Source organism: Arthrobacter sp. ISL-5, from assembly GCF_018613835.1.
In the GTDB taxonomy this organism is placed as follows: Bacteria; Actinomycetota; Actinomycetes; order Actinomycetales; family Micrococcaceae; genus Arthrobacter.
In genome coordinates, this window is sequence record NZ_JAGGPM010000019.1 from 35,898 (window position 1) to 57,112 (window position 21,215).

At 66.2% G+C, this 21,215-nt stretch carries 23 protein-coding genes; 10 read left to right on the forward strand and 13 right to left on the reverse strand.

Features of this window, described 5'->3' with window-relative positions:
* The first annotated feature begins 329 nt into the window (after positions 1 to 329).
* On the forward strand, positions 330 to 1,799 hold the full coding sequence (locus tag J7I89_RS10665) for an ATP-binding protein (RefSeq protein WP_214969824.1): 1,470 nt from the start codon (positions 330 to 332) through the stop codon (positions 1,797 to 1,799).
* Here the strand turns inward: J7I89_RS10665 and J7I89_RS10670 are convergent.
* The 3 genes from J7I89_RS10670 to J7I89_RS10680 all read right to left on the reverse strand — a co-directional run bounded on the left by J7I89_RS10670 (position 1,796) and on the right by J7I89_RS10680 (position 3,059).
* Positions 1,796 to 2,182, reverse strand: a complete 387-nt coding sequence (locus tag J7I89_RS10670; protein WP_214969826.1) for a hypothetical protein — start codon at positions 2,180 to 2,182, stop codon at positions 1,796 to 1,798. The two genes, J7I89_RS10665 and J7I89_RS10670, sit on opposite strands and share 4 nt — an antisense overlap.
* Positions 2,183 to 2,210: 28 nt before the next feature.
* A complete protein-coding gene (locus tag J7I89_RS10675) occupies positions 2,211 to 2,546 on the reverse strand; it encodes a J domain-containing protein (protein ID WP_214969827.1) in 336 nt (111 codons plus the stop codon).
* A gap of 90 nt (positions 2,547 to 2,636) precedes the next feature.
* The gene (locus J7I89_RS10680) at positions 2,637 to 3,059 is read right to left on the reverse strand and encodes an Hsp20/alpha crystallin family protein (protein WP_214970011.1); all 423 of its coding nucleotides are present in this window, start codon (positions 3,057 to 3,059) and stop codon (positions 2,637 to 2,639) included.
* A 139-nt stretch (positions 3,060 to 3,198) separates the two neighbouring features.
* Between J7I89_RS10680 and J7I89_RS10685 the strand changes: the two genes are divergently transcribed.
* Positions 3,199 to 3,510, forward strand: coding sequence for a MerR family transcriptional regulator (locus J7I89_RS10685; protein ID WP_214969829.1), 312 nt, complete (start codon positions 3,199 to 3,201; stop codon positions 3,508 to 3,510).
* Between the two features lie 45 nt (positions 3,511 to 3,555).
* Here J7I89_RS10685 and J7I89_RS10690 read toward each other — a convergent pair whose 3' ends face one another.
* Both J7I89_RS10690 and J7I89_RS10695 read right to left on the reverse strand, forming a co-directional pair.
* Complete coding sequence (locus tag J7I89_RS10690; protein ID WP_214969831.1) at positions 3,556 to 3,861, reverse strand: MmcQ/YjbR family DNA-binding protein; 306 nt, start codon at positions 3,859 to 3,861, stop codon at positions 3,556 to 3,558.
* Positions 3,862 to 3,924: 63 nt separating this feature from the next.
* Positions 3,925 to 4,704: a phosphatase PAP2 family protein gene (locus tag J7I89_RS10695; RefSeq protein ID WP_214969833.1), complete on the reverse strand. Its 780-nt coding sequence runs from the start codon at positions 4,702 to 4,704 to the stop codon at positions 3,925 to 3,927.
* A gap of 162 nt (positions 4,705 to 4,866) precedes the next feature.
* Here J7I89_RS10695 and J7I89_RS10700 point away from each other — a divergent pair, with 162 nt between their 5' ends.
* From J7I89_RS10700 to J7I89_RS10730, 7 genes are all read left to right on the forward strand, one after another.
* Positions 4,867 to 5,028, forward strand: a complete 162-nt coding sequence (locus J7I89_RS10700; RefSeq protein ID WP_214969835.1) for a hypothetical protein — start codon at positions 4,867 to 4,869, stop codon at positions 5,026 to 5,028.
* Between the two features lie 143 nt (positions 5,029 to 5,171).
* Positions 5,172 to 5,369, forward strand: coding sequence for a hypothetical protein (locus J7I89_RS10705; RefSeq protein ID WP_214969837.1), 198 nt, complete (start codon positions 5,172 to 5,174; stop codon positions 5,367 to 5,369).
* A 78-nt stretch (positions 5,370 to 5,447) separates the two neighbouring features.
* The gene (locus tag J7I89_RS10710) at positions 5,448 to 7,025 is read left to right on the forward strand and encodes an alkaline phosphatase (RefSeq protein WP_214969840.1); all 1,578 of its coding nucleotides are present in this window, start codon (positions 5,448 to 5,450) and stop codon (positions 7,023 to 7,025) included.
* Between the two features lie 267 nt (positions 7,026 to 7,292).
* Positions 7,293 to 8,417, forward strand: coding sequence for a multiple monosaccharide ABC transporter substrate-binding protein (gene chvE, locus J7I89_RS10715; protein ID WP_214969842.1), 1,125 nt, complete (start codon positions 7,293 to 7,295; stop codon positions 8,415 to 8,417).
* Positions 8,418 to 8,515: 98 nt separating this feature from the next.
* The gene (gene mmsA, locus J7I89_RS10720) at positions 8,516 to 10,045 is read left to right on the forward strand and encodes a multiple monosaccharide ABC transporter ATP-binding protein (protein ID WP_214969844.1); all 1,530 of its coding nucleotides are present in this window, start codon (positions 8,516 to 8,518) and stop codon (positions 10,043 to 10,045) included.
* Positions 10,046 to 10,050: 5 nt separating this feature from the next.
* Positions 10,051 to 11,376: a multiple monosaccharide ABC transporter permease gene (gene mmsB / locus J7I89_RS10725; RefSeq protein ID WP_214969846.1), complete on the forward strand. Its 1,326-nt coding sequence runs from the start codon at positions 10,051 to 10,053 to the stop codon at positions 11,374 to 11,376.
* Between the two features lie 110 nt (positions 11,377 to 11,486).
* Positions 11,487 to 11,684 carry a hypothetical protein gene (locus J7I89_RS10730; RefSeq protein ID WP_214969847.1) on the forward strand — a complete coding sequence of 66 codons (198 nt, stop codon included), beginning with the start codon at positions 11,487 to 11,489 and terminating at the stop codon, positions 11,682 to 11,684.
* Positions 11,685 to 11,745: 61 nt separating this feature from the next.
* Here the strand turns inward: J7I89_RS10730 and manD are convergent, their stop codons facing one another.
* The 7 genes from manD to J7I89_RS10765 form a co-directional block, all read right to left on the reverse strand.
* Positions 11,746 to 12,975 carry a D-mannonate dehydratase ManD gene (gene manD, locus J7I89_RS10735; protein WP_214969849.1) on the reverse strand — a complete coding sequence of 410 codons (1,230 nt, stop codon included), beginning with the start codon at positions 12,973 to 12,975 and terminating at the stop codon, positions 11,746 to 11,748.
* 85 nt (positions 12,976 to 13,060) lie between these two features.
* Entirely contained in the window at positions 13,061 to 14,053 is a 993-nt protein-coding gene (locus J7I89_RS10740; protein WP_308159866.1) for a sugar kinase, read from the reverse strand.
* Positions 14,050 to 14,793, reverse strand: coding sequence for a bifunctional 4-hydroxy-2-oxoglutarate aldolase/2-dehydro-3-deoxy-phosphogluconate aldolase (locus J7I89_RS10745; protein WP_308159867.1), 744 nt, complete (start codon positions 14,791 to 14,793; stop codon positions 14,050 to 14,052). The genes J7I89_RS10740 and J7I89_RS10745 overlap by 4 nt, the downstream gene beginning before the upstream one ends.
* Positions 14,794 to 14,817: 24 nt before the next feature.
* Positions 14,818 to 15,966 carry a galactonate dehydratase gene (gene dgoD, locus J7I89_RS10750; RefSeq protein WP_056622752.1) on the reverse strand — a complete coding sequence of 383 codons (1,149 nt, stop codon included), beginning with the start codon at positions 15,964 to 15,966 and terminating at the stop codon, positions 14,818 to 14,820.
* Positions 15,967 to 15,975: 9 nt separating this feature from the next.
* Entirely contained in the window at positions 15,976 to 16,857 is an 882-nt protein-coding gene (locus J7I89_RS10755) for a carbohydrate ABC transporter permease (protein ID WP_056622755.1), read from the reverse strand.
* On the reverse strand, positions 16,854 to 17,792 hold the full coding sequence (locus tag J7I89_RS10760) for a carbohydrate ABC transporter permease (RefSeq protein ID WP_251045161.1): 939 nt from the start codon (positions 17,790 to 17,792) through the stop codon (positions 16,854 to 16,856). The genes J7I89_RS10755 and J7I89_RS10760 overlap by 4 nt, the downstream gene beginning before the upstream one ends.
* 89 nt (positions 17,793 to 17,881) lie before the next feature.
* Complete coding sequence (locus J7I89_RS10765; protein ID WP_214969851.1) at positions 17,882 to 19,162, reverse strand: ABC transporter substrate-binding protein; 1,281 nt, start codon at positions 19,160 to 19,162, stop codon at positions 17,882 to 17,884.
* 134 nt (positions 19,163 to 19,296) lie between these two features.
* On the opposite strand from J7I89_RS10765, the gene J7I89_RS10770 reads away from it, so the two are divergent.
* Positions 19,297 to 20,046, forward strand: a complete 750-nt coding sequence (locus J7I89_RS10770; RefSeq protein WP_214969853.1) for a FadR/GntR family transcriptional regulator — start codon at positions 19,297 to 19,299, stop codon at positions 20,044 to 20,046.
* A 90-nt stretch (positions 20,047 to 20,136) separates the two neighbouring features.
* Here J7I89_RS10770 and J7I89_RS10775 read toward each other — a convergent pair whose 3' ends face one another.
* Positions 20,137 to 21,168 carry an aldo/keto reductase gene (locus J7I89_RS10775; protein WP_214969855.1) on the reverse strand — a complete coding sequence of 344 codons (1,032 nt, stop codon included), beginning with the start codon at positions 21,166 to 21,168 and terminating at the stop codon, positions 20,137 to 20,139.
* Between the last annotated feature and the right edge of the window lie 47 nt (positions 21,169 to 21,215).

The following is a 21,215-nucleotide window of genomic DNA, read 5'->3' on the forward strand; positions in this document are numbered from 1 at the left end:
GTTGTAGGGACTGCTGGGCGGAAGGAGCTGTCTGCCTAATCTACGATTTGCTGAATGTACACCGTCAGGACATCCCTCCCGCACTGATCACCGAAAGGACGTTTCCCGCCGGGTCCTTGAACCAGGCGATGTCCGGCCCCATCGACGCTCAAGCTGGAAAACGAACCCCTTGGCGTGAACATGGCCTTCTCCTTCGATGGCTCCGTGGATTGCGGTACCTTCCAGAATGGCACAGGCGGTGAAGGCTGACGAGGGCTTCCTGCACCGACCGATTGGCGCGAAAAGTGAGATCCGCAGGCTTCGGCTGATTGCACTGGTAGGGTCTGCGCATGGATGAAAATTTGGGGAAGTTCATCGACAATTTTGCTCAGCTGGTGGAGCTCGCGCAGTCGGGTCAGCACCGGGTCCGGGCCGGAACCCAGCTACTGACGACGCTTACGGAGCACCTGGGGACGCCCGCCGAATCACTGTCCGTTGTGGTGGAGGAGATTCCGCCGCACCGGTTCGTGGATGCGGACATCCTGATGGCCGAGCTGGCCGGGGAAGATGAGGATTTCCAGCTTGTGGGCATCGGAGGCGGGGACCAGCGCCACCACCAGTCACTGAGCGACATGCTCCAGCAATCCCAGTTCTTCCCCCAGTTCCCGCTGTCCCAGCCCGATTACACCAACCTCGCTGTGGGGCCGGACGAGCAGCGGCAGGCGGTGGCGCTCGGGCTGTGGCTCTTCAGGCACGGCGGCAGGCCAGTCGCCGTACTCCAGCGGGATGCCAACCCCCGGTACGGACGGCAATCCGCCTCCCTCGAGGTCCTGGCAGGCGACACCACAAACGCCGCGGGCTTCCTTTCCGAGTTCCGCCGGCAGATGAAGCACCGCAGTGTCCTGAAAGGCCAGATCATTTCCCTGGTCATGGGCGAGTACGGTCCCAGCGCCGCCGGGGTGACATTCCATGCCCGGCCAGCCCTGGCTGCCTCTGATGTCATCCTGCCGGACGGCCTGCTGCAAAAGGTGTCGGACCACGCCCTCGGCATCGCCGAGCACCGTGAATCGCTCAGCGAATACGGGCAGCACCTCAAGCGGGGCATCCTGCTCTACGGCAAGCCGGGCACGGGAAAGACTCATACGGTGCGGTATTTGTTGAGCCAGAGTGAAGGCGCCACCGCCATCCTCCTGTCCGGCGGATCACTGGCCAGAATCTCGGAGGCCGCCACCATGGCCAGGGCACTGCAGCCCTCCATCGTGGTACTTGAGGACTGCGACCTGATCGCCGAGGACCGGAGCTTTGGGCACGGACCACAGCCGCTGCTGTTCGAGGTGCTGGACGCCATGGACGGCCTGGACAGCGACGCCGACGTCGCGTTCGTCCTCACCACGAACCGTGTGGACATGCTTGAGCGCGCCCTGGCACAGCGTCCGGGCCGAGTGGACCTCGCCGTGGAGATCCCCCTCCCGGCTCCGGCAGAGCGCACCGAACTGGTGAAACTGTATGCCTGCGGGATCCCCTTCAGTCCCGCTGCGGTGCAGGATGCTGCCGAGCGCACCGAGGGCACCACGGCCTCGTTCGCCCGCGAACTCGTGCGCCGCGCCGTGGTGGCCGCCGCGTTGGACGGCGTGCCCGTAGCCGACGGGCACCTGGGCAGGGCGGTGGACGGGCTGATGGCCGACAGCGAGGCCCTCACCCGCAGCCTCCTTGGCAGCGGACCGGGGTTCGGCGGCCCGGGCTTCGGCGGCCCGGGCTTCGGCGGACCAGGCTTCGGCGGACCAGGCTTCGGCGGACCAGGCTTCGGCGGACCGGTCTAATGCACCGGAGGCGGGCCGAAGAGAAAATCCTTGGCGTGGGCCACGGCCTTCTTATAGGCGTCGTTCCGGAGGGCGACGAGGTGTTCGGAGGCCGGTTCGCCCGGCTCAAGGTATCCCGTGAAACCGGGGCGGAGCACCCAGATATCTCCTGCCGGAGGCAAATAAAAGACGCCGAAGGAACGGTTCTGGCGGTCGTCATCGCTCCAGATGGGCACAACGGCCAGGGCAGCGCCGGTTACGGGGTTGACCCACTGTGCGCGGGGAAGCGGCTCCTCGTGGGCTTCCGGATCCAGGAACGGCGCGGTGCCCTTGCCCCAGCGCGCCTCGAACCGCTCATGGAATGCCGGGATCAAGTGGGAGTCGTAGCGGCGCCAGTCGCTCATGATGTTCGGTCTCCTTTGATGTAGGGGTTCAAGCCCACGGGCCGCTCTCCCACCGGACGGGGGTGGCCCGCAGCGTCGGATCCTTGTGAGGGATGACCCGGACGGGGATAGTCCGCGAATGGCCGATATCGCGGTCGGCGGCGGCACGGGCGGTTTCCTGGTCATAGGCTCTGCGGCGTCCCGGGTCCCGAAGGACGGCGAAGGCCTGCATGATGCGTTCCAGCTCGGCGGGCACGGCTTCCCCGCTGTCCAGGTCAGGGTGGTGTGTGCGCATCAGGGAACGGTAGGCGCGGGCGATCTCCCGCTGCGTCGCACTGCGGGAAACGTGCAACACCGCGTAGTGATCCGGAGGGGTGCTGGACATGAGGGGCCCTTGCTGGGGAGTTTGGGGGCGGCTTCCGGTTCCACCCGAAGCCCGAGGCCGGAAACCGGAGGCCGCACCCAAGCGACGATGCTAGGTTTCGAGCTGATGCTGCTGGCCCTTGCTTTCAATCTCGATCTTGCGGGGCTTAGCCTGTTCGGCTACCGGGATCCGGAGTGTCAGCACCCCGAAATCATAGGTGGCCTTGATGTTCTCGGTGTCGAGAGTGTCGCCGAGTATGAGCTGGCGGCTGAACACACCGCGCGGCCGCTCGGCAACGACGAGCTCAACATTGGGCTGCGTGGGGTCACGGCGCTCGGCCCGGACTGTCAGGACGTTCCTTTCGACGTTCAGGTCCACGGTGTCGGGCGCAACGCCGGGCAGGTCGAAGGCGACGACGAACTCCCCGTCTTCCTGCCACGCGTCCATGGGCATGGCAGCCGGACGTGCCGCGGTTCCAAAGACCTGCTGGGTGAGCCGGTCGAGCTCACGGAACGGGTCGGTACGGATCAACATCATTTCCCACTCCTTCAGCGTGTAGGTGTTCATGGCAACCCACCCCATGGATCTATGGTGGTGGATATAGATTTTTTATAGCACCGGTGACAAACTGGTGCAAGAGACAATTCCGAAAATTTCCAGACCGGGGGCAACGGTGGCAGATCAGGACGACGACCGGGGGCTGTACGCCATTTCAGTGGTGGCGCAACTCCTCGGAACCGGCCAGCAAAACATCCGGCTCTACGAGCGCCGCGGCCTGCTCACCCCGGTGCGGACGTCAGGCGGCACGCGGCAGTACAGCGAATCGGATCTGGCGGTGCTGCGCCGCATCGGAGAGCTCCTGGACGAAGGGCTCAACCTGGCGGGAGTGGCAAAAGTGCTCGAGCTCGAACTGGACAACGCAAGGCTCCGACGGCAGCTGGAACGGGCCCGTTTCCGGAACCCCCAGCGGCCCGGCGGCGCCTGAGCTCCACGGCGGCTCCCGCCCAGCTCCGCGGCGGCCTGCTGCCGCTCAGCTCCGTCCGCCAGCGAGCAGGAAGGAGTCCTCCAGCAGTTCGGCGAGTTCGTCGCCGTCGAGCCTTGAAAGCCGGACCAGCACCAGCTGCGGCGACCTCTCATGGTGCGGCGTCCAGAAGTACGTCTCCGGATCCGTGCCCGCGAGCGCCTCGCGCTCCCCGGTTTTGACCGTCAGCACGCCCTCTTCCCAGATCCGGGCCATCAGCGTCTTCGCGAACCAGGCCGGTTGGCCCCAGCTGGGACGTTCCGTGACACCCGGCAGCGAGAGGCAGATGCGGCGGACATCGGCTTCAGTGGCCATGCCCTACTGTGGCACCCTGCACCGGCCACGGCAATCTCCGCGCGGGCATTCGCGAGCCGGCGGTCAGTCCGAGGGGGAATCAGCCTTGGACAGCTCGCCGGTGACCGCCTCACCCCGGACCCTGGCAGTACGCCAGGTATCGACCGCGATGACGGCGCCCACCACCACGAGGGATAGCGCCACGGAAGCCACGGCGTCGCTCACCCAGTGGTACCCCAGGTAGAGCCGGCTGACCGATGCCAGGAACACTCCGATAATGGCGAAGGCGAATGCGACGACGGCCGACCGGGAGTTCTGCCGCCGGGAAAACACCAGGAACGTGGTCACCAGCAGGAAATCCGAGGCACCCAGGACGTGTCCGGAAGGAAAGGAAAAGGTGTGGTCGGCGCCGAAGAGCATCAGATCCACAGGCGGACGGTCACGCTCAACGGAACGGCCGATGAGCTGTGCCAGCCCCACGCCCGTGAGCATCGCCGCAGCCAGCAGAATGGGCCGCCAGGCGTGCTTGGCCATGATCCCCCACGCGACAGTGACCACCAGGACGATGATGGGCAGCGCCACAGGCCCGAATATGACCGCCAGGACAATCATGACGGCGGTCAGAGCATCGGAGCGCAGCGTCAGCAGCCACCGTCGTGCTGACTCGTCGGCGCTCGCCAAACCGTCCTGCTGAAGGACGGCGGCCAGGGTCCCGAAGAAGACGGCGGCGCCCACCAGAACCATAACTATCGCGGTAATGTAGAGCGCTTTTCTCGCACTGGAGTCGATATAGCGTTCCTCGACCACGAACTTGTCGTGGAACGTCCGCCACCAGCCCGCCTTGCCCGCTGATCCTTCTGCCATTGGAAGCCTGCCTGTGCGCCGAGGGGAAAAGTACTTTGATGAAGAATATCCCCGTTCCGGACATGCCGGGCGGGAAATGGCATTTCCCGGCGGCGCCTTACGGATGGACCGCGCCGCTGTTACCGTGAAGTACCCAGCCACTGCAAGGTCCCAGGAGACACCATGAGCACTGAAGGAACCGGAGCCGGCCCGGACGATCAGCCTGACGCGGCGGCGCGGAAGGACGGCAGCGCAGCACGTCCCCACAACGACCCCAAAGTGGCCACGGCCGAAGAGACTGAAGACGTCGAAGACACTCCTGTGGACACCACCGAGCCGAGCTGACCCTCCCGGCCGCGTCCCGGCCGGGACCCGGCTCAGGCGTCCCGGGTCAGGGCGCCGCATCCTGGATCCGTGGCCCTGTCCCACGGCAGGTCCCCGGTGGATAATGGACTCACATTGGTGGCGACGCAGCTACGGAGGATGCCATGAGGATCGTCGGAACGCTATTGATCATCTGGCTCCTCATCGGGGCCTTCGCTGCATTCCAGCGCGGTTACTTCGGCGGTTCGCCTGAGTCGTGTGCCGAGGCCGGCACCGTGGCGGTGACCATCGCCGCCGGGCCGCTGAACTACATGGGCGCCAACCCCAAAATCGCCTGCGAAGTCCCGCAGCCCTCGAAGTAGCCGGACGGCACGTTTGCGTTCACTCGCGATTCACGCGCGCGTCCTCGCCTGTCCAAACGGGCTGGCTAGGTTCGGGCCATGGACATTACGCGCAGAACGCTCATCACCACCGGCCTCGGTGCCGGACTCGTCATCGCCCTGCCTGGAACCGCCATCGCCGACCAGCGGAACTCGGAGGCAAGCCTCCCTGCAGACCCCTTCACCCTCGGCGTCGCCTCGGGTGACCCGTGGCCTGACGGCTTTGTGATTTGGACCCGCCTTGCGCTCAGCCCGCTGGCGGAGGACGGGCTGGGCGGCATGCCGTCCCGCACCGTCGCCGTGGAGTGGGAAGTGGCCGAGGACCCGGCCATGCGGAGGGTTGTGCAGCTCGGCGTCGAGCAGGCGGTGCCGGCGGGCGCCCACTCCGTGCATGCCGAGCTGCGCGGGCTGAAGCCCGGCCGTGAATACTTCTACCGCTTCCGCGCCGACCGCCACATCAGCCCGGTGGGCCGCACGCTGACCAGCCCGGCGTGGAACGAGACGCCTGCGGCGCTGGCCATGTCCTTCGCCAGCTGCGCCCAGTACGAGCACGGCTACTTCACCGCCTACCGGCGCCTCGCCGAGGACCAGCCGGACCTCGTCCTCCACCTCGGCGACTACCAGTACGAATACAAGAAGGGCTCCTACGTCACCGCGGGCGGCAACGTCCGCGACCACGAGGGGCCGGAGACGGTGACGCTCGAGAACTACCGCCAGCGCCACGCGCAGTACAAGGCCGACGCCGACCTCCAGGCCGCGCACGCGGCGGCACCGTGGCTGGTGGTCTGGGACGACCACGAGGTGGACAACAACTGGGCAGACGAGGTGCCGGAGAACGCGGACCCTGCCCAGCTGAATGACACCACGGCAAACTTCCGCCGGCGCCGGGCTGCGGCTTTCCAGGCCTATTACGAGAACATGCCCCTGCGCGCGCCCTCCATTCCCGCAGGCACGGACATGAAGATCTACCGCACCGTGCAGTGGGGACAGCTGGCGAACTTCCACATGATGGACACCCGCCAGTACCGGGATGACCAGCTGGCCGGCGACGGCTGGCGCAAGAACGTCCAGGAGCGCCTGGCAGAGAACCGCACCATCACAGGCGCTGAGCAGGAGCAGTGGCTGCTGGACGGGTTCCGGAAGTCCAGTGCCCGCTGGGACGTCCTGGGCCAGCAGGTGTTCTTTGCCGAACGCGACCGCAACGCGGCCGCGGACATCGATGAGATGTCCATGGACGGCTGGGACGGCTACGCCGCTTCCCGCCGCCGGATCACCCAGGGCTGGGTGGACGCGAAGGTGCGCAACGCCGTCGTGCTTACCGGCGACGTCCACCGCAACTGGGCCAACAACATCAAGGTGGACTACAAGAACCCCGATGCGCCCGTAGTGGGATCGGAACTGGTATGCACCTCCATCACCTCAACCGGCAACGGAACAGGCTCCGTCACGGATCCCACCATGGCCTGGAACGAACACCTGAAGTTCTTCAACGACCAGCGCGGATATGTCAGGACCACCATCACCAAGGACTCGATGAAGGCCGACTTCCGGGTCCTGGACTACGCGGCCGCCCCCGGTTCGCCGGTGAGCACCAAGGCCTCCTTCCAGATCCACGACGGCGTGCCGGGACTGCAGTAGCCCGGCAAGCCGCTTCAGACGCCAGCAGGGCCAGCCGATTTCGGCCGGCACCCCGCCTTCAAACCGCTCCCTTCCTCCCGTGGCGCGGCCAGTGCGGCGGGGCTCCAGTGTGTGAGTTGACTCACAAGCAGGGATTGCGCTATTCTCAAATTTGTTAGCGCTCACAATGTGATCGCAAAACCCAACTGCCGGTTCCCGTCGGAAGGCGCAGATGCCTTTCGACCCAGCACCAATTCGCGGCACGAGTCAGCCGCGGAAGGAGAACAAGTGCGTATCAAGAAACTTCTGGGCGCCTTTGCGGTCGTCCTCGCCGTCACCGTGGGGGCAACCGGCTGCGGCAGCCGGCCCGGCGCCGCCGCCCCGTCCGGCAGCGCAGATGCTGCCGGCGCCCTGGTGGGCATCTCCATGCCCACCCAGACATCGGAACGGTGGATCGCCGACGGCAAGAACGTCTCCGAGTCCGTCGCCAAGCTCGGCTACAAGGCAGACCTTCAGTACGCCAACGACGACATCCCCACGCAGGTCTCGCAGATCGAAAACATGCTCACGAAGGGCGCGAAGGCACTGATCATCGCGGCCATCGACGGCACCACCCTGACGGATGTCCTGGCCAAGGCGAAGGAACAGAACGTCAAGGTCATCGCCTACGACCGCCTGATCAACGGCACGCCGAACGTCGACTTCTACACCACCTTCGACAACTACACGGTGGGCGTCCAGCAGGCGACGTCCCTCCTGACCGGACTGGGCCTCATGGACGCCAGCGGCAAGAAGGTGGACGGCAAGGGCCCGTTCAACGTGGAACTCTTCGCCGGCAGCCCGGACGACAACAACGCGAACTTCTTCTGGACCGGCGCCATGGACACCCTGAAGCCGTTCATGGACGCGGGCACCATCAAGGTGCCCAGCGGCCAGACCAAGTTCGAGCAGGCAGCCATCCTCCGGTGGCAGGCACCCGTCGCGCAGAAGCGCATGGAGGACATCCTCACCGCCGCCTACAGTTCAGGCAAGAAGCTCGACGGCGTGCTGTCGCCTTATGACGGGTTGTCGATCGGCATCATTTCAGCCCTGACCAGCACCGGCGGCTACTCCAAGGGCAGCCTGCCGGTCGTGACCGGCCAGGACGCGGAGAAGGGCTCGGTGAAGTCCATCATCGCCGGGGAACAGTACTCCACCATTTTCAAGGACACCCGCAAGCTGGGCGAGCAGGCCGTGAAGATGGTTGACGCCGTCCTCAAGGGCCAGCAGCCTGAAACCAACGACACCGAGACCTACAACAACAAGGTCAAGGTGGTCCCCGCCTACCTGCTGAAGTCCGTGATCATCACCAAGGACAACTACAAGCCGGAACTCATCGACTCCGGCTACTACACGGACGCCGACATCAAGTAGCCGCCGTGACGGGTGCGGCCGGGCGTCCGCCTGGCCGCACCCTCCCGGGGCCCTGCATCCGCAGGAGTCCGGCTCCAACCAATCTGCGGGAATTGAACATGAACGTACCCATTCTTCAAATGCGGGGAATCACCAAGACCTTCCCCGGCGTGAAAGCCCTCCAGGACGTCACCCTGGACGTGAACCGCGGCGAAGTCCACGCCATCTGCGGTGAAAACGGGGCAGGGAAATCCACCCTCATGAAAGTGCTGTCGGGCGTGTACCCGCACAACACGTTCGACGGCGACATCCTCTTTGAAAACGAGCCGTGTGACTTTTCCACCATCAGCGACAGCGAAAAGCGCGGCATCGTCATCATCCATCAGGAACTGGCGCTCAGCCCGTACCTGTCCATCGCGGAGAACATCTTCCTCGGCAACGAACTGGCTTCCCGCGGCTGGGTGGACTGGCGCAAGACCAACCTTGAAGCCGCCAAGCTGCTGGCCCGGGTGGGGCTCAGCGAAAACCCGGTGACCCCGATCCAGCACATCAGCGTCGGGAAGCAGCAGCTGGTGGAGATCGCCAAGGCGCTCTCCAAGGAGGTAAAGCTGCTCATCCTGGACGAGCCCACGGCCGCGCTGAATGACGAGGACTCCGGCCACCTGCTGGACCTCATCCTGCACCTGAAGGGCCAGGGCGTCACCAGCATCATCATCAGCCACAAGCTCAACGAGATCCGGAAAGTGGCCGACGCCGTCACCATCATCCGGGACGGCAGGACCATCGAGACCCTCCGGCTTGACCAGGGGCAGATCACCCAGGAGCGCATCATCCGCGGCATGGTGGGCCGCGACCTCGAAAGCCTCTACCCGGACCGCACGCCCAGCATCGGCGAGGAAGTCCTCCGGATCGAGGACTGGACCGTGCAGCACCCCCAGGACCACAGCCGCACCGTGGTTCACAACGCCAGCCTCAATGTCCGCAAGGGCGAGGTCGTCGGGCTCGCCGGCCTGATGGGGGCGGGCCGGACCGAGCTGGCCATGAGCGTCTTCGGCCGGACGTACGGCCGCGCCGTGTCCGGGAAGGTGTTCAAGCACGGGCAGGAAATCAACACCTCCACCGTGTCGGAGGCAATCCGCCACGGGATCGCCTACGCCACGGAGGACCGCAAGCACTACGGCCTGAACCTCATCGAGGACATCAAGCGCAACGTCTCGATGGCTGCCCTCCGCAAGCTGGCCAAGCGTGGCTGGGTGGACGGGAACGAAGAGACCATCGTGGCCAACCGGTACCGGACCAGCATGAACATCAAGGCCCCCTCGGTTGCGGCCATCACGGGAAAGCTGTCCGGCGGCAACCAGCAGAAGGTGGTCCTGAGCAAGTGGATGTTTTCGGACCCGGACGTGCTGATCCTCGATGAACCGACCCGCGGCATCGACGTGGGCGCCAAGTTCGAGATCTACACCATCATCGCGGAACTCGCCGCCGAGGGTAAGGCCGTCATCGTGATCTCCTCCGAGCTCCCCGAACTCCTGGGCATCTGCGACCGGATCTACACGCTGTCCGCCGGGCACATCACCGGCGAGGTGCCGATCGCAGAAGCCACCCAGGAATCACTTATGCACTACATGACCCAAGAGAAGGAATAGCGAACATGTCCGCCCTACGAGAATCCCTGGGCTTCCTCACAAGCCGCCTCCGCCAGGTTGGCATCTTCGTCGCCCTGATCCTGATCGTCCTGCTCTTCCAGGTCCTGACCGACGGGATCCTGCTGCAGCCCCAGAACGTCACCAACCTGGTGGTCCAGAACAGCTACATCCTGATCCTGGCCATCGGCATGGTGATGGTGATCATTGCCGGCCACATCGACCTCTCCGTCGGCTCCATTGCAGGCTTCATCGGGGCCGTATCAGGCGTGATGATCGTCCACTGGGGCTGGGCCTGGTGGATCGCCATCCCGGCCTGCCTGCTGGTGGGCGCGCTCGTCGGGGCCTGGCAGGGCTACTGGATTGCCTACGTGGGCATCCCCGCGTTCATCGTGACGCTGGCGGGCATGCTCATCTTCCGCGGCCTGACGCTGATCACGCTCAAGAACCAGCAGATCACCCCGTTCCCGGACGAACTCCGGGCCTTGGGCGGAGGCTTCCTCCCGGACATCTCCGGCGGCACCTCGATGCTGGAGTGGCTGACGGTCATCCTCGGCGTCGGAGGCACCGCCGCGATCCTGTTCCAGTCCATCAAGGAACGCCGGGTCCGCCGGAAGTTCAACCTCGAAAACGAGCCCATGGCCTGGTTCGCCACCAAGACCGCCTTCATCGCGGTGCTCATGCTGACCATCACGTTCCTCCTCGCCAGCTACCGCGGCACTCCGATCGTGCTGATCGTCCTCGCCGTCCTGGTGATCGCCTACTCGGCGCTGATGAGCAACAGCATCTTCGGCCGGCACACCTACGCAATCGGCGGCAACCTCCACGCGGCCGAGCTCTCCGGCATCAAGACCAAAGCCGTGACGTTCCGGCTGTTCGTGAACATGGGCGTGCTCGCCGCCCTGGCAGGCCTCGTGTTCACGGCGCGCCTGAACTCGGCCCAGCCGGCGGGCGGCACGGGCTTCGAGCTGGACTCCATCGCGGCGGCGTTCATCGGCGGCGCCGCAGTCCAGGGCGGGATCGGCACGGTGGCCGGAGCCATGATCGGCGGCCTCATCATGGGCGTCCTCAACAACGGCATGTCCATCCTGGGCCTGGGCACCGACTACCAACAGCTCATCAAGGGCCTGGTGCTCCTGCTCGCAGTGGGCTTCGACATCTTCAACAAGAACCGCAGCGGCGGCGGATCGACCATCGCCAAACGGTTCAAGTGGAAGACGGCCCCGTCCGACAGCGCCGAGGAACCCCGGCCGGCAGCCAAGACGCCCGCGGCCGTTGCCGCCGTCGCCAAACCTGCGGAAGCCCAGCCCGTGGGTGCCGTCGAAAACCCCTGATCCGACCAGCCCGACCCAACTGAGTAGCAGCACGCGCCGTTCCCAGCGCCCAGAACAGCGGGTGCTGCTACTCAGTTGGGCAGGCTCGGCGCCGCACGGAAGGAACACGCATGTCCCACTCCAGCGACGACTGGAACCTGTTGGTCGGACGCACTGTTGAGCTGCTGCGCGACGGCCAGCACGTCCGCACTGCCGAGGTGGAGGACGCGTCCTGGGATTCGTCGGTGATGTGGTTGCGCTTCGACGGCAACCACGGCCGGCAGCTGATCGCGAAGACCGACGGCTTCGAGGTGCGGCCGGTGTCCTGAGCGTACTCAGGACACCAGCCGGCGCAGGGCTTAGCGGCGCAGGCCCGTCACCTGTTGTGGCTCACCAGTCATGGACGGTGCCGTCGACGAGGCGGTTATAGGGCAGGTAGGCCTGCTGGTAGGGGTAGGCCGCGGCGGCCTCCTCGTTGAATTCGACGCCGATGCCCGGCCTGTCCCCCGGATGCAGGTACCCGTCCACAAAGGTCATCGACTGCTCGAACACCGTGTTCGTGGCATCGGAGTGCTGCATGTATTCCTGGATGCCGTAGTTGTGGATCGCCAGGCCCACGTGCAGCTGCGCCGCGAACCCGACCGGGGAAATGTCCGTGGGCCCGTGGAAGCCGGACTTGATCTGGTACTGCGCGGCGAAATCCATCACCTTCTTCAACGGCGAGATCCCGCCGAAATGCGTCGACGCGGCCCGGACGTAATCGATCAGCTGCTCCTTGATCAGGGTCTGGTAATCGAACACGGTGTTGAAGATCTCCCCGATCGCCAGCGGGGTGGTGGTGTGCGCCCGGACCAGGCGCAGCGCCTCCTGGTTCTCCGCCGGCGTGCAGTCCTCCAGCCAGAACAGGTCATACGGCTCCAGCGCCTTGCCCAGCTTCGCCGCCTGGATCGGCGTCATCCGGTGATGCCCGTCATGCAGCAAAGGCAGCTCCGGGCCGAACTCGTTCCGCACCGCCTCAAACACCGACGGCAAATGCCGCAGATAGGCCCGGGTGTCCCAGTCCTCCTCCACCGGGAACGCCCCCCGCCCGGCCGGCTCATAGTCATACCGCTCCCCCGAGGCCTGCGCCTGCGCGGCCACCCCGTACACCGCCTTGATCCCCGGCACCGCGGTCTGGATCCGCACCGACCTATAGCCGAGCTCCAGATGCTCCCGGACCGAATCAAACAACGACGGAATATCCGCACCCGAGGCGTGCCCGTACGCCCGCAAACCGTTCCGCGACGCACCCCCAAGCAACTGATACACCGGCATCCCCGCCAGCTTGCCCTTGATATCCCACAACGCCATGTCCACCGCCGCGATCGCGGCCATCGTCACCGGACCCCGCCGCCAATACGAAGACCGGTACAGGAACTGCCAGGTGTCCTCGATCCGGTGCGGATCCTTCCCGATCAGCAACTGCGCGACATGCTCCTTCAAATACGCCGCCACCGCCAGCTCACGCCCGTTCAACGTCGCATCCCCGATCCCGGTCACCCCGTCCTCGGTGGTGATCCGCAACGTCACGAAATTACGGGAGGGGCTCGTCACGAACACTTCCGCGGCAATGATTTTCACAACAGGTCCAGGCTTTCTTTCGGTCGACAATAAACGTTCCGGCCTCCCGGCCGGCAGGGAAGCGTGGGCGCTCCCGGCAGTGTGGCTAGCGTTGGGTGCTGCCGGCAACGTGGTTGCCCAGCAGCGCGAGCTCCCCGGCGCGCGGGAGGCCTTCCCAGTCACCGGCGGTGCTGACGGCGAAGGCTCCCGCGAGGGCGCCGCGCTGCAGCCGCCCGGCGACGTGTTCGCCGTCGAGCAGCGCAGAGAGGTAGCCGGCCGTGAAGGCATCCCCGGCGCCGACGGTATCGATGCTGGTCACCGGCACGGCCGGCACCTCCCAGCGCCCGTCGGCGGTGTAGGCGCCGGCACCGGCGGCACCCCGCTTGACCACCACCTCCCGCACGCCCTGTTCCAGCAGCCGCTTCGCGAGGAGGTCCTCGGCGGCGTCGGAAAGGCCCGCTGCCGGATCCGCGCCGGCATCCAAAGTCGGAGCTGCCACGAGGTCCAGTTCATCCTCAGAGGCGATCACGATCGTGGCGTGCCGGGCGATCCGGGCGAGGGCGGCGCGCGCCTCGTCCCGTGACCAGAGCTTGGCCCGGTAGTTGACGTCCAGCGAAACCAGGATACCTTCGCCGGCAGCGCGTTCGGCGGCGTACTCCACTGCGCGCCGCGCCTCGGGGCTGAGGGCGGCGGTGATTCCGGTCAGGTGGACCACCCTGGCTCCGCCCCGCAGCGCCGCGTCCACGTCGGGGATGCCGAGCGTGGACCCGGCCGATCCCGAGCGGTAGTAGTACGCGCGGCTGACATCTGCGGTCCGCTGCTCCAGGAACATCACCCCGGTGCTGCGCGACGCATCCTCGCGGTGATGCAGTCCGATGCCTTCGGAGCGCAGCTGGCGCACGATGAACTGGCCGTGCGGGTCACTTCCCACCACGCCTGCCCACGACACTCCGTGGCCGAGGCGTGCCACACCCACTGCAACGTTGGACTCGGCGCCGGCCACGTGCATCGTCAGGGTGCCGCCGGCGGACAGCGGGCCGCCCGCTCTCAGCGACACCATGGATTCACCCAGGGTCAGGAGGTCGACGGCGGCAGTCACCGGGAGCCTGCCTCAGCGGTCCGGCCGCCGAAACCGGCGGCCAGGCCAACGAAGCTGCGGGCTCGCTCCCGTACCGGGGCCAGGTCCCCGCCCGAGCCGGCGTCGCCGAACAGCGGCCCGCCCAGTCCGACGGCGACGGCACCGGCTTCCCAGTAGCCCGCCGCTTCGTCGAGCCCCACGCCGCCCACCGCGATGAACGGGATGTCCGGAAACGGATCACGGAGCGCCTTGAGGTAGCGCGGCCCGCCGATGGAGGCGGGGAAGAGCTTGACGGCCGTGGCGCCGCGGTTCATTGCCTCGTAGGCCTCGGTGGGGGTCAGGGCCCCGGCCAGGACGGGGATGCCCCGCCGGGCCGATTCAGCGATGGACTCCGCGAGCGCCGGCGTCACCATGAACTGGCCGCCGGCGTCGGCGACGCGCTCCACGTCCGGCACGGTGAGGACGGTCCCGGCCCCCACGAAGCAGCCCTCGGGCGCCGCCGCCCGCACATCGCGGATTGCCTCCAGCGCTCCGGGCGTGGTCAGGGCAATTTCGACGAACCGGAAGCCTTCCTCCATCGCGGCGAGGGCCGCCTTCGCGGCAGCCGCGCCGTCCGTGCCCCGCACGATCGCGACGAGCCGGGCCTCCCGGATTCCATCGAGCAATAACTCGGGGGTCATGTTTTCCGCCATGGCGGTCTTCTCCATTCCGTGCTTGGCCAAACTGCCGGTCACCACTCCGCGCTCACTGTCGGTGCTCACCGATCGGTGCTCACCACCAGGCGCTCACCACTCGGCGAACGCGCCGTCGGGGTGCCGCCACACGGGTCCGCGCCACGCGTGTCCCTGCTTGTCCGCCGCCCGGACCACCGCTTCGTCGATCTCGATGCCCAGGCCGGGCCCGGTCAGGCGCTCGATGTGCCCGTCCACGAACTTCAGAGGTGACTTGTCCACCACGTAGTCGAGGACTTCCGCGCCCTGGTTGTAGTGGATGCCGATGCTCTGCTCCTGGATCAGGAAGTTGGGCGTCGCGAAGCCCACCTGCAGGCAGGCGGCCAGGGCCAGCGGGCCGAGCGGGCAGTGCGGCGCCAGCTGGACCTCGTACACCTCGGCCAGGGAAGCGATCTTGCGGACCTCGGTGATGCCGCCGGCGTGCGAGAGGTCAGGCTGCGCCACGGCAATTCCGGCCTGCAGCGCGGGCAGGAACTCCTGCCGGCTGTAAAGCCGCTCCCCCGTGGACACCGGCGTCGTGGTGGAGGAGGTGAATTCGCGCAACAGGTGGGTGTTCTCCGGAACCACGGGTTCCTCGAGGAAGAACGGCCGGTACGGCTCCAGGAGCGGCGCCACGCGGCGCGCGTTGGCGAGGCTGAAGCGGCCGTGGAAGTCGACTGCCACGTCCCGGTGGTCCCCCAGGACTTCCCGGGCGGCGGCCACCCGGCGGACCACGCCGTCGAGCTCTGCCACCGAGGCCACCGGGCTCATCCGGCCGCTGGCGTTCATCTTGACCGCGGTGAGCCCGACTTCCAGCTGGGCGCTGATCTGGTCGGCCACCTCGTTGGGCTCGTCGCCACCCACCCAGCCGTACATCCGGATGCGGTCGCGGACCGGGCCGCCCAGCAGCTGGTGGACCGGGGCGTTGAAGTGCTTGCCGGCGATGTCCCACAGCGCCTGGTCCAGCCCGGACACGGCGCTGGCCAGGATGGGGCCGCCGCGGTAGAAGGAGCCCTTGGTCATGACCTGCCAGTGGTCCTCGATCCGGAGGGCGTCCTGGCCGATCAGCAGCTCGGAGAGCTGGTCGACGGCGGTGCGGACGGTTTCGCTGCGGCCCTCGCAGCTTGCCTCTCCCCAGCCGACGATCCCGCTGTCGGTTTCGATGCGGACGAACAGCCAGCGCGGCGGGACCAGGAAGGTTTCTATTCTGCTGATTCGCGTCATGGTGCTTCCCTAGCCCTTGGTGGCGCCGGCGGTCATGCCGGACACGATGTATTTCTGCGTGAAGAGCGCAATGATCATGATCGGGATGGTCACCACCGTGGCCGCGGCCATCAGTCCGCCCCAGTCGATGCTGGCGTAGGAGACGAAGTCGAAGATGGCCACGGGCAGCGTCTTCGTCTTCGAACCCGACAGGACCAGGGCGAACATGAAGTTGTTCCACGAGAAGATGAAGGACAGGATCCCGGCGGTGGCCATGCCGGCCACGGACAGCGGCAGGGTGATGCGGCGGAACGCGCCGATCGGCGTGAGCCCGTCCACCTGCGCCGACTCCTCGAGTTCCAGCGGCAGGCCGTCGAAGTAGCTCATCATGATGTACACGATCAGCGGCAGGGCCACGAACATGTGGCTAAGGATCAGCACCTCGAAGCCGCCCACCATCTTCAGGTTGGAGAAGACGTAGTACCAGGGCACCAGCAGGGAGACGCCCGGGATGACGCGGGCCATCAGGACCACCAGTGCCGAGCGGTGCATGGTGAAGCGGCTCATGGCGTAGGCGGCCGGGACGCCCAGGACCAGCGACAGGGCCGTGGACACGAAGGCCACCCAGAAGCTGTTGAAGATGAAGACGAAGTAGTTGTTGCGCTGCAGCACGTTGGCGTAGTTCTCGCCGGTGGGCGTGAACAGGAAGGACTTGCCGGCGTCGTAGATGTCCACGTTGGTCTTGAAGGAGGCCAGCAGCATCCAGAACAGCGGCGCGATCAGGAACAGCACCACCGCGATCAGGGCTACGACGCGGAAGGTCTTGTAGGCGCGGCTGCGCAGCGGCTTCTTGCGGCGTGCCACCTGCGGCCGTTGCCGCGCCGGTGCCTGGGGTTCAGTCAGGAGGGTCATTTGCTTACCGCTTTCTTGCGCATGGTCAGTAGCCACATGGTGCCAACGATGATCATGAAGAACAGGATCAGCACGGCCGAGGACAGCCCGTACTGGTTGTAGTCGAAGCTCAGTCCGTAGGCGTAGACGTTCAGGGTCTCCACCTCGTGGAAGGAACCGCCCCCCTTGCCCTTGGTGGCGTAGAGGATGTCGAAGGTCTTCAGGGCATCAATGCCGCGAAGCAGGATGGCCACGATGACCGTAGGCATCATGAGCGGCAGCGTGACATAGAAGAAGCGCTGGAACGCGTTGGCGCCGTCCATGCGGGCGGCCTCGTCCGGCTCGTCGGAGAGTGATGTCAGTCCGGCCAGGAGGATGAGCACCACCATGGGGGTCCACTGCCAGACGTCCATGAAGATGGTGGTGGGCAGTGCGGAATCCTGCCCGGAGAGCCACGGCTGCGGCGGAATGCCGACGAGGCCCAGCAGCTGGTTGGCGAAGCCGATGTTCGGGTCGAAGATCAGCCGCCACATCATGCCCACTGCCACGGGAGTGGCCACGAGCGGCAGCAGGATGGCCACCCGGACCCACTTTTCGCCGCGGAACGGACGCCACAGGAGCAGGGCGATGCCCATGCCGAGGATGACTTCGCAGCCGAGCGCCACGAGGGTGAAGGACAGTGTGCGGCCCACGGCCGGCCAGAAGCGCTCGGTGTCGGTGAGGACCGTGAGGTAGTTCTCGAGGCCCACGAAGTCCGACGCCGCGCGCACCGACCCCTGGGAATCGGTCAGGCTCAGGTAGAGGGTCCAGGCGAGCGGAAAGATGATGAGGACGCCCACGAAGATCATGGCGGGCGCTGCGAACAGCCACTTCCGGTGGCGGTTGGCCCAGGCGGAGAAATTCTCCTGGGCATTAACCGTTCGTCCGGAGGTCCGGGCAGGGGTCAGTACAGACATGGTTCACCTAAGAAGTTGGGGGTGAAATCTTCAGCGGACGACGGCGGGACAACAGCCTGGCGGGTGTCCCGCCGTCGCGCTTTAGTTACTTACTTTTCGTCGTCCAGGAACTTCTGGAACGCGGTGTGGGCCGTGTCAGCTGCTGCAGACGCATCGGCACCGGTGATGGAGGCGACGATGGGGCCGCCCACGATTTCGCGGGCCTTGCCCACGGTGAGGACCTGCGGGCGGTCGTGGCCGACGCCGTTTTCAGCGCTCACCGCGATGGCGGCGGCGAGGTCCTTCGGGTAGGTGGAGGTTCCGGCGGGATCTGACCAGACCGAGGCGCGCGGCCCGGGGACGCCGGCCTTCTGCGCCTCCAGGGTGCGCTCCTTGCTGGTGGCCCACTTGATGAATTTCCACGCGTTGTCCTGGTTGGCCGACGCCTCGTTGACCGCGAGGCCCCAGGACGGGATGTTGTACGGCTTGGAACCGGCGGGGCCGGCCGGCAGCGGCGCGAAGCCCACGGTGTCAGCCACCTTGGACTTGGCCGGATCCGTGGCGTTCTTGTAGAGGGAATCGGCCTCGGTGTAGAAGGCGGCCTTGCCCTGGGTGAAGATTGCCATGGCCTCGGGCCAGCTCATGTCCGTGCTGACGTTCTTGGGGCCGTAGTTCTTGATGAGGCCGCCGTAGAAGGCGTAGGCCTTCTTGGCTTCGTCGCTGCCGACGGCGGACTTGCCGCTTTCGTCGGTGAAGTCGCCGCCGAAGCTGTACAGGAAGCTGGAGAACTGGGTGACGGCTGCCGACTTGCCGGTGCGGGCAACGAACCCTGCGGTGTCCGCAGAGGAAATCTTCTTGGCAGCGGCCTCGAGCTCCTCCATGGTCTTGGGAACTTCGATGCCCGCGGCCTTCAGCAGGTCCTTGCGGTAGTAGAGCACTTCGCGTTCGGTGATGATGGGAACGCCCGTCACCTTGTCCTCATACGAGGTGGCCTTGACGGGGCCGTCCTGGTAGTCCTTCCAGTTCCAGTCGGCATCTTCTGCCACTTTGCTGGTCAGGTCGGCGAGGTAGCCGTTGCGGGCAAACGCCTTGCCCTCCTGGAGCGGGCGGTACATCATGACGTCGATTTCGTCGCTGCCCGCGTTGAGCTTGACGTTGTACTGGTCGGAGAGCTGGTCTTCGCCGAGCTGGGTGAGCTCCACCTTCAGTCCGGTGGACTTTTCGAACTCCGGAATCGCTGCCTTGATGCCCTCGGTCCAGACGTGGTTGGCAAGGGTGACCCGGACGGTTTCCGAACCCTTGGACTCGCTGCTTCCACCTCCGCAGGCGGTCAGCCCGAGTGAGAGGGCCGCGGCGACGGCCGCATACTTCACTACTGAACGTCGCTTCATTACGACTCCTAAAAATCATGGCCGGATCATGCCCGGCCGCCCGCAAACGCATCTTTGCATCTGCTCTGGAAGCGATCATAGGTAAATAAAGCAGACTTAAACAACCCCCTGCGCCCCACCCGTATGATTTATTTATGAAATCTCCAAAGGCGGAGCCCACTGCGAACCTGCACGCATCACTTCTGCATCGGCTCGGCCTTGCGATAGCCGACGGCACGCTGGCACCGAACAGCATCCTCAGGCTCGACGAACTGGAAGCCCAGCACAGCGTTTCCCGGTCCGTGGTGCGGGAGGCCGCGCGGGTGCTCTGCTCCATGGGGATGCTCGAGTCCCGGAGGCGCCTCGGAACGGTGGTCCAGGAAGAGGACTGCTGGAATCTCTACGATCCGCAGGTCATCCGCTGGCGCCTCGCTTCCTCGGGGCGGCTTGACCAGCTGCGTGCGCTGAACGAGCTCCGCGGCGCGATCGAACCGCAGGCTGCCCGGCTGGCTGCGAACCGGATTTCACTGGACGCCGGGAGCGATCTGGTCTCCCAGGCGGCGCGGCTGTGGGCGGCGGGCCAAGGAGGAAATCATGAACAGTTCCTGCTCCTGGACATCGATTTCCACGCCGCCGTGCTCAAGGCCTCCGGCAACCCGATGTTCTCGCAGCTGCACAACCTGGTCACGGAAGTCCTCACCGGCCGCACCGAACACGGCCTGATGCCGCACCTTCCGCACCACGAGGCACTCCAGCTGCATGTGGACGTGGCCAGCGCCGTCCAGCGAGGCGAAGCCGAGGCGGCCCACGCGGCGATGAGCCGGATCGTGGAGCAGTCCACCGAGGAAATGGGCGACATCTGGTCCAAGACCTACGAGGACAGTTCCGCGCGAACGGACACTTAAGCCCCCTCCCGAAAGCGCGAACGGACACTTGGGGCCCGGGGTCGGCCCTCGGAAGGGCCTCAAGTGTCCGTTCGCGCCGGGTGGCCTTGGCTAGCGGCCGCCGGCGATCTTCCTGCTGCGCTGCTCCTGCGCCATCGGCCCGTACGGATAGACCCCGACACGCGGCTGGCTGGCTTCGGTGAGCCGCTCAGTTTCCTCCGGGGTCAGCTCGAGGTCCGCCGCGGCCAGGTTATCCGCCAGCTGCTCCGTGGTCCGGGCACCCAGGATGACGGACGTGACGGCCGGCCGGTCGGCGAGCCACGCCAGGGCAACCTGCGAGGCCGTCACTCCGTGGTCCGCGGCGATCTTCTCGACGGCGCCGATCACCTGCCAGGTGCGGTCGTCGTCGTTCCTGGCCTGCCAGGCCTCCATGCCCCGCGCGGGGTTTTCGCCCAGGCGGGTGGCACCGGCCGGCGGCTCGTCCCGCTTGTACTTGCCGGACAGCCAGCCGCCGCCCAGCGGCGACCACGGCAGCAGCCCGATGCCCGCATCCAGCGACGCGGGCACGATCTCCGACTCGATCTCGCGCACCAGTAGGCTGTACTGCGGCTGCAGGGTCACCGGCGGGCTCCACCCGTGCGCCTTCGCGAGATGGACGGCCTTGGTCAGCTGCCAGCCCAGGAAGTTCGAGAAACCGTAGTACGCGATCTTTCCGCTGCTGACCGCGTCGGTGAGGAAGCGCAGGGTCTCCTCCAGCGGGGTGACGGGGTCCCAGGAGTGCATCTGGTAGAGGTCCACCTGCTCCACGCCGAGCCTCCGCAGCGAATCGTCGAGGGACTTGGTGAGGTGGCGGCGGGAGGTGCCGAGATCGTTGGGGCCCTTCCCCATCGGGAAGCGGCCCTTGGTGGCCAGGACCACCTGGTCCCTGGCTTCGGGCCGCTTCGCCAGCCAGCGGCCGATGATTTCCTCCGAAACACCCGCGCTGTACACGTCGGCGGTATCGATCAGGTTGCCGCCCGCGGCCACGTAGTCATCCAGGATGGCGAAGGAGGCTTCCTCGGTGGCCTCGGCGCCGAACGTCATGGTGCCCAGCGCGTAGTTGGACACGACGGCGCCGCTGTTGCCCAGGGTGCGGTATTGCATGGTTCTCCTCAGTCGTTGGGGTCGATTTTCGGGGTCAGTCTTGGGGG